The sequence below is a fragment of the Saccharothrix luteola genome (assembly GCF_020859565.1).
Classification (GTDB): Bacteria; Actinomycetota; Actinomycetes; order Mycobacteriales; family Pseudonocardiaceae; genus Actinosynnema; species Actinosynnema luteola.
This window is the reverse complement of the sequence record NZ_JAJHUO010000029.1, coordinates 1-15,145: the sequence shown is the minus strand read 5'-3', so window position 1 is coordinate 15,145 and position 15,145 is coordinate 1. Positions and strand designations below refer to the sequence as shown.

Sequence of the window (15,145 nt, the reverse complement as noted above, 5' to 3'; positions counted from 1 at the left end):
CGGCTGGGTGGGGCGTGGCGGCAGGTGGGTGAGGTGTGGCGGCAGGTGGAGTGTGGCGGTGGTGGTGGAGTGGCGAGGCGGGATGGGGCGGCGAGGGGGGATGGGGCGGCGAGGGGGGATGGGGCGGCGAGGCGGGGTGGTTCGGGGCTCGGTCATATCAACCGATGTACGAGAACAGTGTTTCCGTACATTTTCGGCCCGATCTCACCCGATCGTGTTCGACCTCATGTCAGCCCTGGCCGCCGATCAGCGCGGTCAGTTCGGCGAGTCGCCGCAGCTGCGCCTCACGCTCGGCCCGCAGCTGCTCCTCCTCCGAAGCACCGTCCGCCGCCGACGCCAGCAGCGCCAACGTCTCCCGCACGGCACCGGGCATCGGCTGCAGCACTTGGCCGACCAACGCGTCGACCGCACCGTCCAACCCGTCCACGGGCACGACGGCGTTCGCGAGACCGATCCGCAACGCCTCCTCGGCGCCGACGCGCCGTCCCGTCAGGCAGATCTCGGCCGCGCGCGAGTACCCGACCAGGCGCACCAGGGGCAGCGTGCCGCCCAGGTCGGGCACCAGGCCGAGCGACGTCTCGGCCATGCAGAACTTGACGTCGTCGGCGGCCACGCGGAAGTCGCACGCCAGGGCGAGCTGGAAGCCCGCGCCGATGGCGTGCCCGCGCACCGCGGCGATCGTCACCCGAGCCGGGTCGCGCAGCCAGCGGAAGCCCTCTTGGAACTCCGCGATCAGCGCGGCGCCTGCTTCGGGTCCCCGTCGCGTGATCTCCGGCAGACCCGGTTCGCCCTCCACCGGGGCGCCCGTGAACATGCGCCGGTCGAGCCCGGCGGAGAAGGCGCGACCGGAACCCCGGACGACCACGACGCGGACGTCCGGGCCCAGCTGTTCACCGATCGTCCGCAACGCCACCCAGGTCGACGGCGTCTGTGCGTTGAGCACATCGGGACGGTCGAGCGTGATCGTCGCGCGCGGTCCGTCCACGACGAGCCGCACGCCTCCGCGTTCCAGCAGGTCGGCGTCGATGGTGGTCGGTGCCGACATGCGTGAACCTCCGGGTTTCGTCAGACGCCGTCTCTCCCCGACGCCATGTGTTACCGGAGGGTAGCTTACTTCTTCTTCGTGCGGGTGGCGCCACCGCGACCGCGAAGCTGCACACCGGACTCGCTGAGCACCCGGTGCACGAAGCCGTAGGAGCGCCCGGTGGACTCGGCCAACGCCCGGATGCTCGCGCCCTTTTCGTACTTCTTCTTCAGGTCAGCGGCCAGCTTGTCCCGCGTGGCGCCGGTGATCCGGGCGCCCTTCTTCAGGTCAGCCACCTTGTCCCGCCTTCCGTAGACAGCAGGTCGGGCCTTCGAAAGCCCCTGTCGTCGCAATGATCGAACACGAAGACCAAGAACGCCAGGTGATCAAGCGAAATGATCTGCGAGCGGTCGTCTGATCACGCAGAGTCGATCAGTGCTCACGTTCGGGTGAGAGAGGCGAAACCCGTTGCCTCAGGCCAACTGCACGAGCTCCAGGTACTCCTGGGACCAGTGATCCTCGGTGCCGTCGGGCAGCAGGATCACCCGCTCGGGCTCAAGGGCCTCCACCGCGCCGGGGTCGTGCGTGACCAGGACGACCGCGCCCTCGTACCGCCGCAGCGCGTCGAGCACCTGCTCGCGGCTGGCCGGGTCGAGGTTGTTGGTCGGCTCGTCGAGCAGCAGCACGTTCGCCGCGCTCGACACCAGGCCGGCCAGCGCCAACCGGGTCTTCTCGCCGCCCGACAGCGTGCCGGCGGGCTGGTCGAGCTGCTCACCGGTGAACAGGAACGTGCCCAGCAGCGAGCGCAGCTGCTGCTCCGGGGTGTCCGGCGCGGCGTGGCGGATGTTCTGCCACACCGTGGCCTCGTGGTCGAGCGTCTCGTGCTCCTGGGCGAAGTACCCGAGCTTGAGGCCGTGGCCGGCGATCACCTCGCCGCTGTCCGGGCGTTCCATCGAGCCGATCAGCCGCAGCAACGTGGTCTTGCCCGCGCCGTTCAGCCCGAGGATGACCACGCGTGAACCGCGGTCGATGGCCAGGTCGACACCGCTGAAGACCTCCAGCGAGCCGTACGACTTGCTCAGGCCCTCCGCGGTCAACGGCGTCCGGCCGCACGTGGCCGGCTGCGGGAAGCGGATCTTCGCGACCTTGTCCGCCTGGCGGGTGTCCTCCAGGCCGGACAGGAGCTTCTCGGCGCGACGGGCCATGTTCTGCGCGGCGACCGCCTTGGTGGCCTTCGCGCGCATCTTGTCGGCCTGCGCCATGAGCGCGCCGGCCTTCTTCTCCGCGTTGGCGCGCTCGCGCCGGCGGCGCTTCTCGTCGGCGGCGCGCGCTTCGAGGTACTTCTTCCAGCCCATGTTGTAGATGTCGACCTCGCCGCGCGTCGCGTCGAGGAACCACACCTTGTTGACCACGTCGTCGAGCAGCTCGACGTCGTGGCTGATCACGACCAGGCCGCCTTCGTGCGACTTGAGGAACCCGCGCAGCCACGCGATCGAGTCGGCGTCGAGGTGGTTCGTCGGCTCGTCGATGAGCAGGATCGTGCTGGACTTCGTGCCGACACCGCCCTCGGAGGCGGCGAACAGGATGCGGGCCAGCTCGACGCGGCGGCGTTGACCGCCGGACAGCGTGCGCAGCGGCTGGGCGAGCACGCGGTCGGCCAGGCCGAGGTTGGCGCAGATGCGGGCGGCTTCGCTCTCGGCCGCGTACCCGCCGAGGGCCGCGAACCGCTCTTCGAGGCGGCCGTACTTGCGCACAGCGGCCTGCAGCTCGGCGTCGTCGACCAGCTCCGCCATCGTCGACTGCATCTTCTCCATGTCGCGGAGCAGCTGGTCCAGGCCCCGCGCGGACAGCACGCGGTCCTTCGCGATGACCGACAGGTCGCCCTCGCGCGGGTCCTGCGGCAGGTAGCCGAGCTCGCCGGTGCGGCGGATCTCACCCGCGTACGGCTGGCCCTCGCCCGCGAGGACGCGCAGCGACGTGGTCTTGCCCGCGCCGTTGCGGCCGACGAGGCCGATGCGGTCGCCCGCCTGGACGCGAAGGGTGGCGTCGGACAACAGGATGCGCGAGCCCGCGCGCAACTCGAGATCGGTTGCGGTGATCAAGTTCTACTCCGGGTGTGTGGTCAGGCGAGGTCAACGGCGCGGCTGGCGCGGGACCTACTCGATCAGGATGACCACGACACCCAGTCTACGGGGTGGGCGCCACTGGATTCGCAGTGTGTGTCCACCGGCATACATTGCCCGGTATGACTTCGGACTTCACGGGCAGGGCGGCCCTGGTCACGGGCGCCAGTCGGGGTATCGGGCACGGCATCGCGCTGGAGCTGCTGACGCGCGGCGCGTCGGTGGCGATCACGTCGCGCAAGGCGGAGGCGGTCACGGCGGCGGCCGAGTCGCTGGCGACCGCGGCAGGCGTGTCACCCGATCGCGTGCTGGCGGTGCCGGGGAACGCGGGCAACCCCGAGGACCGCGCGGAGGCCGTCGAGTCGACCTTGGAGCGGTTCGGGCGGCTGGACGTGCTCGTGAACAACACCGGCATCAACCCCGTGTTCGGCGCTCTGATGGACGCGGACCTCGACGCGGTGCGGAAGATCTTCGACGTCAACGTGGTCGCCGCCCTCGGGTTCGTGCAGCTGGCGTGGAAGGCGTGGATGCAGGAGCACGGCGGCGCGGTGGTGAACATCGCGTCGGTGGGCGGGATCCGGTCGACCGGGGTGATCGGGGCGTACGGGGCGAGCAAGGCGGCGCTGATCCGGTTGACGGAGGAGCTGGCGTGGCAGCTGGGGCCGAAGGTGCGGGTGAACGCGGTCGCGCCGGCGGTGGTGAAGACCCGGTTCGCCGAGGCCCTGTACACGGGACGCGAGGAGGAGGCGGTGGCCGGATACCCGATGAAGCGGCTCGGGACGCCGGAGGACGTCGCGCGGCTGGTCGCGTTCCTGGCTTCGGACGCGGCCGAGTGGATCACCGGGGAGACCGTGCGCGTGGACGGCGGCCTGCTCGCCACCGGCACGTTGGCGTAGGTCGGCGGGTCGGCGGGTCGGTCGGTCGACTGGTCGAAGGCGGATGACGGCGGGGCTCAGGCCGGACGAGCCCTGCCGTTGGTGTCGGTGGGTGGTGAGACCACCGCGTGAGGCGGGCGGCGATGCCGGGCAGGTGTGGTCGAGGCAGGAGGCGGCGGGCCACGCGGCTCGGCAACAGGGGCGGCAGTGGTGCGGCTCGACGGCCGCGCAGTCCGGGCGGGCAGCCCCGGCGGGCGGTCCCGGCGGACGGTCCCGGCGGACGGTGCGGCTTGGCGACCGGGTGGTGCACGGCGGGTGGGGTCGGCGGTAGGTCGTGGGAATTGGTCAGCGGGTGGTTCGCAGGGGTTCGGTGCCGGTGGATTGGGCCGTGGTGCCGGGGCTCGTGGTTCTCGTGGTCGTCGTGGTCGGGGACGTCGTCGTCCCGGTGGAGCCGGGGCTGGTCGTGGTGACGGTGGAACCGGGTCTGGTCGAGGTGGTGTTGGGAGTGGTGGACGCCGGGGGCTCCGATGACGAAGGGCCGACGTCCGTGGTCGTGGGGCTGGGCTGGGTCGGGCTGCTCGTGGTGGGGATCGGCGGGCCCGCCGGGCTGTTCTCGTCCTGGCTCGGGGGCTGGTTCAGGGCGAAGGCGACCACCACCGCGACCACGGCGGTACCGGTGCCGGTCGCGGCCACGGCGTAGGTGCGCCGACGGCGTTTGACGGCGGTGCCGCGGTGGACGATGTCCACCGCCCCGAACGTCCGTGGCTGCGGCTTGATGTTCAGTTGTTCGAACGTCTTTCTCAGCTCGTCCTCAAGCACCCCGCGACACCTCCTGCCACAACTCGCCGAACTCCGGTCCCAGCCTCTGCCTCAACGCCTTGAGACCGCGGCTCGTGTTGCTCTTCACCGTGCCCACCGAGCAACCGAGGGCCGCGGCCGTCTCCTCCACCCCCAGGTCGTGCCAGTACCGCAGCACGAGCGTCGCCCGCTGCTTCGCGGGCACGGCGCCCAACGCCTGCCACACCACGAGCCGGTCCTCGCTCAACTCCCCCGCCTCCGGCACCTCCGGCATCGCGTCGGTGAGCTTCTCCCGTTTCCACCGCACCCGGCGGCGCTCGGCCAGGAACGTGCGCACCACGATCTGCCGGAGGTAGCCGTCCAGCCCGTCGCGCTGCACCAGCTTCGGCCCGGCCAGGTAGAGCTTGAGGAACGCGGACTGCACCACGTCTTCGGCCTCGTGGTGGTTGCCGCACAACAAGAACGCGGTGAAGCGCATCGAGTCGGCACACCGGTCGAAGTAGTGGGTGAACTCCGCGTCCCAGCTCACGCCGTCAGCGCCTCGTGGTGGCCGTCGAGGTCGGCAGCGGCGTCGGCTGCGGCGGCCTCGTCGTCGTGGTCGTCACCGGGAACGACGCACCCGGAGACGTGGTCACCACGGTCGTGGTCACCGGCGGCTGGGACGAGGTCGGTTCCGGCCGCAGGGTGGTCGTCGTCGGCCACGGCCCGGGGCTGGTGCTGATCGGCGGCTGGGTGACCGTCGACTGCGGCGAGGTCTCGATCGGCGAGGTCGACGGCGGCGAGGTCTCGATCGGAGACGTGCTGACCGAGGTGGCGGGAGGCTTGGTCGTGGTCGACGCGGGCGCTTCGTCGCCACCGCCGGACGCCAGCGCGGTCCCGGCCACGGCGATGCCGCCGAGCACGACGGCCCCGGCCGCCAGCACGAGTCGTTTGCGCAGCAAGACTGCTCCTCGGGTTCGTGAGGCCACCGCGGTTCGGCGCCCCCTCACCCTTATCAATGCGGTCGGGTGCGGCCGGGGTTGTCACGAGTTCTGTGGACTTTCCCGGACTACTACCTCCACCGCCCGCGCCCGCACGGCGGCCTCGTCCAGCACCGCCCGCCGAGGCTCCGGCACATCCAACACGCGCGGCGACGCCAACGCGAACACCTCGCCCAGCCGAGGGTCACCCCGAAGGGCCTCCAACGCCTGACGGTCACCACAGAGCACGACCGCGTCCAACTCACCGAGCCGAGGTGCCAACACCCTCACCGCGTCGTCCGCCGCCGCCTGGAGCGCGACCCGCGCCTGCCCCTCCCGACGCCGCGCGAACCGCTGCTGCGACCACCCGCCCGCCTTGTTGCGCCCGTGCACCTGACGGCTGTCCGTGGTCGACACCACCACGACGCCGTCCTGAGCCACCCCGATGCTGTGCCCGCCGAGCCGCACCAGCAGCAGCCCGATCCGGCGCGACACGAGCGCGTACGCCAGCAACGCGTCCAGCACCAGACCTTCAGACTCACCCTGAGGGGTGAACTCACCGAACGCGGCCGACACCGAGGCCGTCGCCCCGTCCACCGCCGTGACCAGGCAACGACCAGGCGTCACCGACGTCGAGACCACCCCGCCGTGCCGCGCGGCGAACCGCGAGAACCACCCCTCCAGGCGTTCGGGCGGCACCTCGACCGCCCGGCCGCCCCCGGAGACCGGGCGGACCTTGGTCACGGCGGCGCGTCGTTCATGCCGGCGCGACCGCGACCCAGACCGGCAGCGGGTGCCCGCACTCGGCGGGCGAGAGCCGCTGCACGGCGCCGAACCCGGCATCGGACAGCGAGGCGGAGATCTGCTCGGGCGACAGCACGCGGTGCCGGGTCGACACGGTGTTCGCCACCTCCCACGTCTCCGCGCCGCGCACCAGCCGCACGACCTCCAAGGCGTAGGACTCGCCGTCGGCCGCCCAGTCCCACAGCTGCACGGTCACCTGCCGCTCCGGACCGCGCCCGGACACCTTCGGCGGCGGCGCGGTGGGCCGGAGCCGACCGAGCTTGTCCAGCTCGGGCACGGCGGCGACGAACAGGCCGCCGGGTCGCAGCGCCTGACGGGCCAGCAGCAGCGCCTGGTCGAGCGCGTTCTCGTGGGCCAACCGGGGCAGCAGGTCGTCGCCCGCGCGGACCACGTCGACGAGCGGCCCGCCGTGGTGGCGCACGACGTCGAGCAGGTCGAGCACCACGTGGTGGCCGTCGCCGAGCACGGCGGCGGCGACCTCCGTCAACGGGTCCTCCGGCAGGGGCACGAGGTCCTGGGCGGCGGTCACCGGGCACACAGTAGGCCCAACGGATCAACGACCGCCAACGGCGTGTGGCCGCTGGGGCGTGGGACGAGAGGCTCCGCGCGCCGGTCGCATAGCAGTACCGAAGGGGCCGACGCCACGACCCCGAAGCCGCCGTTGCACAATGTTACCGGCGGGTTTACAAAGGGAAGAGCACGGATGTTCACCACTTGACAGAACGATGCCCATCCCAGTGAACTCGTAACCCGTACGGCCCAATCAATGACTCCACCTGGAAGGCACCAACGCCCTGCGTTGGCGGGTAGGGTCACTGGGGCGTGATCTCATGACAGCGGGGAGTCACAATGACCAACGCTGCCGGTCGACCCAACCTGTCCGTCGACGAACTCGACTCGACGGGCCACGGCAGTCTTGCGCAGCTTCTCACCACGGGACCGTTCCCCGAGGCGCTGAGAGCCGCGATCAAAGCGAGCAGGCTGAGCCTCGACCGCATCCAGCACCGGCTCGCGCTGCGCGGGGTCACCATCAGCGTCGCGACGCTGAGCTACTGGCAGTCCGGCCGGCGCCGACCCGAGCGACCCGAGTCGCTGGAGGCGCTGCGCCACCTGGAGACCGTGCTCGGCGTGCCGCAGGCCGGCCTGTCGGCGCTGCTCGGTCCGCCGCGCCCGCGTGGCAGGCGGTCCCGACCGACGACGATGATGCCGATCGACGCCCTGTGGGCGCGTCGTGAGCGGGTGGCGAACCTGCTCACGAAGGTGGACACGTCGTCGGACGTGAAGCTGGGCCGGATCAGCCAGCACGACCGGATCGAGATCGCCGCGGACGGCGGTCAGCGCTCGGTGTGGGTGCGCCAGATCCTGCGCGCCGAGCAGGACGGCCCGGACCGGTGGGCGCTGGTGTTCGAGACCGAGCAGGCCAACGTCCTGCCGCAGGTGGTGAACCTGCGCAACTGCCACCTCGGCCGCGTGGTCGAGGACACCGAGGCCAACATCATGGCCGCGGAGATGATGTTCGACCGACCCCTGACCAGGGGCGAGACCATCATCATGGAGTACGAGCTGCTGTTCGCCGAGGGTCACTACCCGGCGGGCAACAACACGTTCGCCCGCAAGTTCCGGCTGCCGGTGCGCGAGTACGTGATCGAGGTGCGGTTCGACCAGTCGAACCTGCCCGCCCGCTGCCAGCAGTTCAGCGTGCCCGCCGGCGACGACACCCCGTCCCGGCGTCGCAACCTGGCCCTGGACGCGGCGGGTGGCGTGCACGCCGTGGCGCTCGGTTTCGGGCCCGGCGTGTTCGGCATCCGCTGGGAGTGGCCGAAGTAACACGTGAACAGAAGGGCCCCGGGAGCGTGCTCCCGGGGCCCTTCTCACACTCGGGTGAACCCTAGACGTAACCGTTGATCTTCAACGAGACCGAGCGGATCGAGCCGCGGTCGGACGAGGCGCCGTCCGCGACCTTGAACGTCCACGTGCCGTCCACCGGCTCGGCCAGCAGCGCGCCGAGCGGGGTGGTGGGCCGCCACGTGCCGGTGAACGGCGCCAACGCGCTGGTCACCGACGAGAACGGCTGCGCGGCGGTGTCGTCGAACACGACCTGGCACAGGTTGTTGCCGGTCGCGCCGTTGCGCTGGAACAACGTCGCCGTCGCGCCGGACGGCGAGGTCAGCGTGCCGACCAGGTCGCCGACGAACGAGTGGTCGATGCCGACCGTGGTCGCACCCGTCGTCGAGCTGCACGTGTCGCCGTCGACGGAGAACACGATCCTGGAGCCGCGGCCGATGCCGCTGACCGGGATCTCCACCGAGGCGCCGGTGGCGTCGTTGTCCGGGATGGCCACGACCGGCCCGGCGTAGGCGAACGTCTTCGTGTCGCGGGACGGTTCGCCGACGTTGAGCGTGAACGCGCTCGTGGTCGGCGAGGTGGAGCCCGCGAACGTCACCCTGGCGTCCAGCCGCACGGCCGAGCCGACGCCCATAGACGCGGGCACGGTCACCTTGAACGTGTTGGTGACCGTCTGGCCGACCTCGACGTTGCCGTAGGACTTCGACCGCGGCGCGATCGTCACGCCCGCGGTGGGCGTGGTGAGCACGAGGCTGGTCGACGCGGCCGTGCCGTCACCGGAGTTGACCACCGGCACGGTGACCGTGGCCGTGGTGCCCGGCTTGAGGTACTGGCTGCCGTCGGCGTCGTTGACCACGGACGGCTTCGCCGCCTTCGCCAGCGGCTGCGGCGAGGCGCCGGTGTAGGCCAGCACCAGGTCGGCGCGCACGACGCCCGCGCCGGTCCGGTTGTCCGCGCCCGCTTCGGCGATGTCGATCGCGGTGGCGGTCATCGCCTCGCGCACCTCGGCGGGCGACAGGCCGGGGTTGCCGGACAGCACCAGGCCCGCGATCGCGGCGGCGTTCGGCGCGGACGCCGACGTGCCGAAGAACGGGTTGAAGCCGGACACGCTGGTCTGCACGCCGTCCGCCGCGGTCAGGTCGGGCTTCTGCCTGACCTCCTCGCGCGGGGTGCCGTCGGGCGCGAAGAACACCCGGCGAGGGCCGTCCGAGGTGAACCGCTCGGGCTTCTGCGTGCCGTCGAACGCGTTCGGGTACGGGCCGCGCGGGTTGGCCGGGTCACCCGGCTCCAGGTCGAACGGCAGCGGGTTGTTCGCCGGCGCCGCCGCCACGCTGATCGCGCCCTTGGCCGCGGAGTGGCCGCGGGTCACGCCGGGCGTGGCGAACTTCTTGAGCCCGTCGGAGGAGTCCTTGAAGCGACCGCCCAGCGCGGTCAGCGCCAGGTACTTGTCCTCACCGCGGAACTTGACCACGGCCAGCCGCAGGCCGAACGCGGACGCCGGCGTGTTGAGCCGCTCGTACGGGTCCTGGCTGCCGTCCTGCACGCCCTGGCTGAACGCGACCACGTTGCCCTGCGAGTTCGCCAGGTACAGGTCGTAGTCGTTGAACGACGAGGTCAGCGGGTCGGACCAGAACAGCGTCACGGGCACGTTGGCCGAGCTGTCCGACAGCGGGTTGAACACCTGCTTGGCGTCGGGAGAGGGGTTGAAGTCGTGCGCGGTGCCGGCGAACTTGCCGACGCCGACGCCGGAGTCGACGAACTGGCCCTCCCAGTGGCCCGAGGTGCCGTCGGCGACGTTGCCCTCGTTGCCGGCGGAGGAGAAGAACAGCGCGCCGTCGGCGGTGACCGCGTCCACGGCCTGCGCGATCACGCCGTCCTGGAACGGCGACTCGTTGAAGTAGAGGATGTCGTCGACGATGACGTCGCAGCCCAGCTGGAAGCGCAGGGCGCGGATGTTGTCGGCGAAGCTCGCGTCGCCGTTGACGGCCGTGGCGAAGCCGAGGCTCGCGTTCGGCGCGATGTCGTGGAGGATCTCCAGCATCGCGGTGCCCTCGTTGCCCGTGCCCTCCTGGCCGGCCAGGACCTCGACGGCGGCGGGCAGCTCGCCGGCGGTCTGCGAGAGCCTCAGCGAGTCGACGCCGTCGGACAGCGCGCACAGCTTCACGCCGGTGCCGGTGACGCGGAAGTCGTCCCGGGCGGTGTCGGCGGCGTGCGCCCGGTCGCCCTCGCCGGTCCGGATCGCCTGCGGCGCGATCAGGGCCTCACGGGTGCGGGCCTCGATCTCCCTGGCCTTGTCCTCCTTCGAGGGGGCCGGGTCGGCCTTGCGGTCCCGCTGGTTGAAAGTCTTGTACTCCACCGCGGTCTCGACGCGGCGGACGTCGCCGCGGGCGGACAGCTTGGTCAGCGAGCCGAGCGGCAGCTGGGCGCGGACCGTCCGGCCCTCGGTGGAGACCGAGCGGATGGCGCCGCCGGCCGCCTTCACGGCGGCCACCAGGTCGTCGGTGACCTTGAACGCGCGGATGTCCACCACGACGGTGTTTCCGCTGTGGACCTTCACACCGGTCTGGAGGGCGGGGAGCTTGTTGAACGTGGTGGCGTTCGACCGGCGGCGCTGCTCGACGACGAGCGCGCTGTCCACTTTGGACTCGGCTTCGGTGAGGGACCGCTTGATGTCCTGCAGCGCGGCGATCTGCGCCGCGGTCTTGTCCTCGACGCCCTTGGACGCCTTGGTCGGATCGGCGGAGGCGGGCGAGACCGCCCCCAAGGTCAACAGCACCGCGGCACCCGCCGCGATCAGGGCGTTTCTTCGCAAACGACGTTTCGGTGAGCGCACAGGCGTCTCCCCCAGATCTTGCGTGCCCCCGACGCACGCGGCCTGCGGTCGGATGTCTCCGGCCGAGGGGTCAACGTATTGCGCACGGACAAGTACCGTCTGCCACCGTTCGGCCTACTTCTCAGACGGTAGATCCATCACATTTCACAGTACAAAAGCATCTGTCCACAGCTGACCGGTTCGTCCGGACAGTGCGTCGAGCAGCGCCGCCGCCTGGTTGTCGGTGAGCGAGGCGATGAAGTCGACCACCGCGCGGCCACGCGCCAGCGCCCGGACGGCGTCCGGACCGGACGGCACCTCCCCCGTCGCGCCGACCAGGACCGACGGGTCCGTACGCGCCAGCGCCGCGTACTCCTCGCCCGCCAGCTCGACCAGGTCGTGCAGCCGGCGCGGCAGCCGGTTCGCCTCGTGCCGGTCGGTGACCCACTGCTCCAACGCCTCGACCAGCGCCGTGAGCAGCCGCGCCTGGCCGCGCTGGTGCAGCGCCAGGTCGGGGCGCAGCAGCACGAACCGGCGGTGCACGAACTTCAGCACCTGCACCTCGTGCCACTGCGGCACGGCCGGCACCACGTGCCCGGAGCGGGTCGTGGGCTCCTCGACGACGCCGACCGCGTCGACCAGGCGGCGCGTCCAGCGGGCGGAGAACCCGGCCACGGCCTGCTCCGCCTCCACCGAACCGTCGAACGGGACCGCCAGCAGGCCGTCGACCAGCTCGGCGCGCACCTTGGCCACGGCGTGCGCGAACGCGTCGTCGTGCACCGCCCACGAGTCCTTGGCGTGCAGGCGGCGGCGCAGCGCCTCCAGCGAACGGCCCGGTCGGCGTTCCTGGGCGGCGAGGTCGGCGGCGCTCAGGCCCGCCAGCTCCACCGCGTGGTCCAACCAGGTGTTCAGCTCCGTCGAGACGGCGGCGTGCTGGAGCACGCCCACGCGGTGGAAGTCCTCCAGGTCGTGGATGGCGTAGGCGATGTCGTCGGCCGTGTCCATGACCGACGCCTCGACCGTCTGCTGCCACGGCTCCACCCTGGCCGTGTAGAACGCGCGGGACTGCTCGACGTCGTCCAGCTCGGTGACGTACGCGGAGAACTTGCTCGACCCGGTGCCCGGCCCATCGGCCGGTTCCGCGGCGCCACGCGGCGGGGCGGGGAGGTCCCTCGGGTGCGGCTTCGGGTAGGACAGGCGCGTCCACGGGTACTTCAGCATCGCCGCGCGGACCGCCACCGTCAGGTCGAGCCCGACCGCCGCCGGCCCGCGCACGTCCGTCGTCGTGACGATGCGGAACGACTGGGCGTTGCCCTCGAACCCGTCCGACAACCCGAACCGGTGCCGGGCCAGCCGGTCGAGGACCTGCTCGCCGAGGTGCCCGAACGGCGGGTGCCCCAGGTCGTGCGCCAGCGACGCCGCCTCCACCACGTCCGGGTCGCAGCCGCCGAGCTTGTCCAGCAGGTTCGTCATCTCGGGCCGGGTGTTGAGGCGCTCGGCGATGGCGCGCGCGGCCTGGGCCACCTTCAGGCTGTGCGTGAGGCGGTTGTGCACCAGCAGGCCCGACCCGGTCGAGCTGACGACCTGCGTGACGCCGCCGAGCCGGGCGAAGAACGGCGAACTGGCCACGCGGTCGCGGTCGATGCGGAACGGACTCGTGGCCAGGTCCGCTTGGACGGCGGCGGAGTTCCCGCCGGAGCGGCGCCGCGTTCGGGGGTCGGGCTCATGGTGCATGGTCGAAAAATAGTCGCACCCACGCGGCTCGGCGCGTGACCGGTAGCGGTCACGGCCCGCCGCGCCCGGACGCGTTGCGCCACCTTGGGCGCCATGGGTGGATTCGCACACATGCAGGTGGACGGCATAGAGCCCGCGCTGCACCGCCTCACCGGCACCGGCGAGACGCTGGCCGCCACCTGGCGGGACGGGCAGTCCGGACTGGTTGCGGGCGAGGCGGGCATCGGCGCGGACCCGTTGGGGCAGGCGTTCCGCGCCGTCTACGACGCCGACGCCGCCAAGGTGCGCCAGGTCGCGGACCTCGTGCCGGAGCTGCTGCTGACCGACGGCCGGGTCGGTCACGACGCCGTCATCGACTACCTCGCCGCCGACGTGCGCTCCAGGGGCGCGTTCCCGGGTGGTGGCTGAGGTGGCCATCCCCGAACCGACCGCCGAGCTGTGGGCGCGCGCGAAGGCCATGGGCGCCACCTGGCCCCTGTCGAACGAGGAGACCGCGCACGCGCTGGCCGACAGCTGGCGGCGCACCGGCGCCGAGTACGGCAAGGCGGCCGAGCACAGCCTGAACTCCGTGAACGCCGACTGGCCCGACGCGGCGGGCGCGGTGTTCACCGGCATGGTCCGGCACCACCTCCAGCGAGCCGGCACGACCGCCGCCGACATGGCCGAGCTCGCCCGACGCGCCGAAATCTTCGGCACCGAGGTCGCCACCGCCAAGGACGCGATCGTCAAGCTCCTCGACGCCAACGCCGAGCGGTACGCGGACATCACCGGCATCGGGGAAGACCTCCAGCGCAACGCGTTCGCCCAACAGCTCGCGGCCGAGGCCACCAAGCTGGTCGCCGAGGCCGCCGGGCGGATCACCGGTGGCCCGCCGGTCGGCCAGACGCCCGGCCCGCCGCCGGGCGCGACCCCGCAGGAGGTCCACACCTGGTGGCTGTCCCTGGGCCAGGGCGAGCGCGACGAGGTCGTGCGGAACAACCCCGACCTGGTCCGCAACCTCGACGGCATCCCCGCCGAGATCCGCGACCAGGCCAACCGCGCCGTGCTCGACCGGGAGATCACCGCGCTGCGCGCCGAACGCGACCGGCTCGCGGACGAGCTCAACCGCAACCCGGGCCTGTGGGAGCAGGAACACGAACGCCTCACCCAGCTGAACGACCAGATCGCCACGCTGGAGCGCTTCCGGCCAGGCGGCGACCTCGCCGGTGCCGACCCCGAGAACAAGGCCAACCGGTACTACCTGCTCGGCCTCGACACCGCCGCCGACGGCAAGATCATCGTGTCGTACGGCAACCCGGACACGGCGCGCAACATCGCGACCTACGTGCCCGGCACCCTGGCCGAACTCGACCAGGTCGGCGGCGACATCGACCGGGCGAGGCGGATGGCCCTTTCGGCCGGCGAAGGGACCGCCGTGATCGCTTGGGTCGGCTACGACGCACCCGACAACATCTTCCCCGCCGCGGCGAGCCCGATCTACGCCGACAACGCCGAGCAGGCACTCGACCGGTTCCAGGACGGCCTGCGTGCGACGGACACCGGGGAACGGGCGCACCTCACCGTCGTGGGCCACAGCTACGGCACGACCGTGGTCGGGCAGACCGCTCGCGACCACGGTCTCAACGCCGACGACGTGATCCTCGTGTCGAGCCCCGGCGCGGGCACCCAGCACGTCAGCGAACTCAGGCTGGACGGGATCGACCCCTCCCAAGCCGGTCAGCACGTGCACGCCACGACCGCTCCGGGCGACCTGATCGGCCTCGCCAACCCGGAGTTCCCGGAGGAGAACCCGAACATCTTCGAGAATCGGCCACCGTCGCACGACCCGTTCCACGGCCGTGACCCCGCCAACCCGGACTTCGGGGCCCGGGTGTTCGACTCACCGCCGGACTGGGTGGGGGCCGACGGCGTCCGTCCCAACCCGCACAGCGCACCGCTCGAACAGGGCCATCCCGCGATCGACGAGATCGGCGCGATCATCGCCGGGGAACGCTGAAACGCCTCAAGGGGGCGCTCGAGATGAGCGCCCCCTTGAGGGAATGATTGTTCGGCGGCGTCCTACTCTCCCACACCCTCACGAGTGCAGTACCATCGGCGCTGGAAGGCTTAACTACCGGGTTCGGAATGGGACCGGGTGTTCCCCAACCGCTATGACCACCGAAACACTATGA

At 71.5% G+C, this 15,145-nt stretch carries 14 protein-coding genes and 1 rRNA gene; 5 read left to right on the top strand and 10 right to left on the bottom strand.

Going from position 1 to position 15,145, the window contains the following annotated elements; translation table 11 throughout:
* Window positions 1-229: 229 nt before the first annotated feature.
* The 3 genes from LNK82_RS34675 to LNK82_RS34665 form a co-directional block, all read right to left on the bottom strand.
* On the bottom strand, window positions 230-1,045 hold the full coding sequence (locus LNK82_RS34675; RefSeq protein ID WP_230571151.1) for an enoyl-CoA hydratase/isomerase family protein: 816 nt from the start codon (window positions 1,043-1,045) through the stop codon (window positions 230-232).
* Between the two features lie 65 nt (window positions 1,046-1,110).
* Entirely contained in the window at window positions 1,111-1,320 is a 210-nt protein-coding gene (locus LNK82_RS34670) for a helix-turn-helix domain-containing protein (protein ID WP_015103570.1), read from the bottom strand.
* Between the two features lie 177 nt (window positions 1,321-1,497).
* Window positions 1,498-3,126, bottom strand: a complete 1,629-nt coding sequence (locus LNK82_RS34665) for an ABC-F family ATP-binding cassette domain-containing protein (RefSeq protein WP_230571150.1) — start codon at window positions 3,124-3,126, stop codon at window positions 1,498-1,500.
* A gap of 143 nt (window positions 3,127-3,269) precedes the next feature.
* On the opposite strand from LNK82_RS34665, the gene LNK82_RS34660 reads away from it, so the two are divergent.
* Window positions 3,270-4,043, top strand: coding sequence for an SDR family oxidoreductase (locus LNK82_RS34660; protein ID WP_230571149.1), 774 nt, complete (start codon window positions 3,270-3,272; stop codon window positions 4,041-4,043).
* A gap of 355 nt (window positions 4,044-4,398) precedes the next feature.
* Window positions 4,399-4,722, top strand: a complete 324-nt coding sequence (locus tag LNK82_RS34655; RefSeq protein ID WP_230571148.1) for a hypothetical protein — start codon at window positions 4,399-4,401, stop codon at window positions 4,720-4,722.
* Window positions 4,723-4,833: 111 nt separating this feature from the next.
* Here the strand turns inward: LNK82_RS34655 and LNK82_RS34650 are convergent, their stop codons facing one another.
* The 4 genes from LNK82_RS34650 to LNK82_RS34635 form a co-directional block, all read right to left on the bottom strand.
* A complete protein-coding gene (locus LNK82_RS34650; RefSeq protein ID WP_230571147.1) occupies window positions 4,834-5,349 on the bottom strand; it encodes a SigE family RNA polymerase sigma factor in 516 nt (171 codons plus the stop codon).
* A 4-nt stretch (window positions 5,350-5,353) separates the two neighbouring features.
* A complete protein-coding gene (locus tag LNK82_RS34645) occupies window positions 5,354-5,761 on the bottom strand; it encodes a hypothetical protein (protein ID WP_230571146.1) in 408 nt (135 codons plus the stop codon).
* An 81-nt stretch (window positions 5,762-5,842) separates the two neighbouring features.
* Window positions 5,843-6,523 carry an acVLRF1 family peptidyl-tRNA hydrolase gene (locus LNK82_RS34640; protein WP_230571145.1) on the bottom strand — a complete coding sequence of 227 codons (681 nt, stop codon included), beginning with the start codon at window positions 6,521-6,523 and terminating at the stop codon, window positions 5,843-5,845.
* 13 nt (window positions 6,524-6,536) lie between these two features.
* Window positions 6,537-7,112, bottom strand: coding sequence for a hypothetical protein (locus LNK82_RS34635; protein WP_230571144.1), 576 nt, complete (start codon window positions 7,110-7,112; stop codon window positions 6,537-6,539).
* Window positions 7,113-7,432: 320 nt separating this feature from the next.
* Between LNK82_RS34635 and LNK82_RS34630 the strand changes: the two genes are divergently transcribed.
* The gene (locus LNK82_RS34630) at window positions 7,433-8,410 is read left to right on the top strand and encodes a helix-turn-helix domain-containing protein (protein ID WP_077005242.1); all 978 of its coding nucleotides are present in this window, start codon (window positions 7,433-7,435) and stop codon (window positions 8,408-8,410) included.
* Between the two features lie 61 nt (window positions 8,411-8,471).
* Here LNK82_RS34630 and LNK82_RS34625 read toward each other — a convergent pair whose 3' ends face one another.
* Both LNK82_RS34625 and LNK82_RS34620 read right to left on the bottom strand, forming a co-directional pair.
* Window positions 8,472-11,261 carry a S8 family serine peptidase gene (locus tag LNK82_RS34625; protein WP_230571143.1) on the bottom strand — a complete coding sequence of 930 codons (2,790 nt, stop codon included), beginning with the start codon at window positions 11,259-11,261 and terminating at the stop codon, window positions 8,472-8,474.
* Between the two features lie 144 nt (window positions 11,262-11,405).
* Window positions 11,406-12,974, bottom strand: coding sequence for a deoxyguanosinetriphosphate triphosphohydrolase family protein (locus LNK82_RS34620; RefSeq protein WP_230571142.1), 1,569 nt, complete (start codon window positions 12,972-12,974; stop codon window positions 11,406-11,408).
* 93 nt (window positions 12,975-13,067) lie between these two features.
* On the opposite strand from LNK82_RS34620, the gene LNK82_RS34615 reads away from it, so the two are divergent.
* The gene (locus LNK82_RS34615) at window positions 13,068-13,382 is read left to right on the top strand and encodes a hypothetical protein (protein WP_230571141.1); all 315 of its coding nucleotides are present in this window, start codon (window positions 13,068-13,070) and stop codon (window positions 13,380-13,382) included.
* A gap of 1 nt (window position 13,383) precedes the next feature.
* On the top strand, window positions 13,384-14,970 hold the full coding sequence (locus tag LNK82_RS34610) for a WXG100-like domain-containing protein (RefSeq protein ID WP_230571140.1): 1,587 nt from the start codon (window positions 13,384-13,386) through the stop codon (window positions 14,968-14,970).
* Window positions 14,971-15,019: 49 nt separating this feature from the next.
* Here LNK82_RS34610 and rrf read toward each other — a convergent pair.
* Window positions 15,020-15,136 (bottom strand): 5S ribosomal RNA (gene rrf / locus LNK82_RS34605).
* Window positions 15,137-15,145 lie beyond the last annotated feature (9 nt).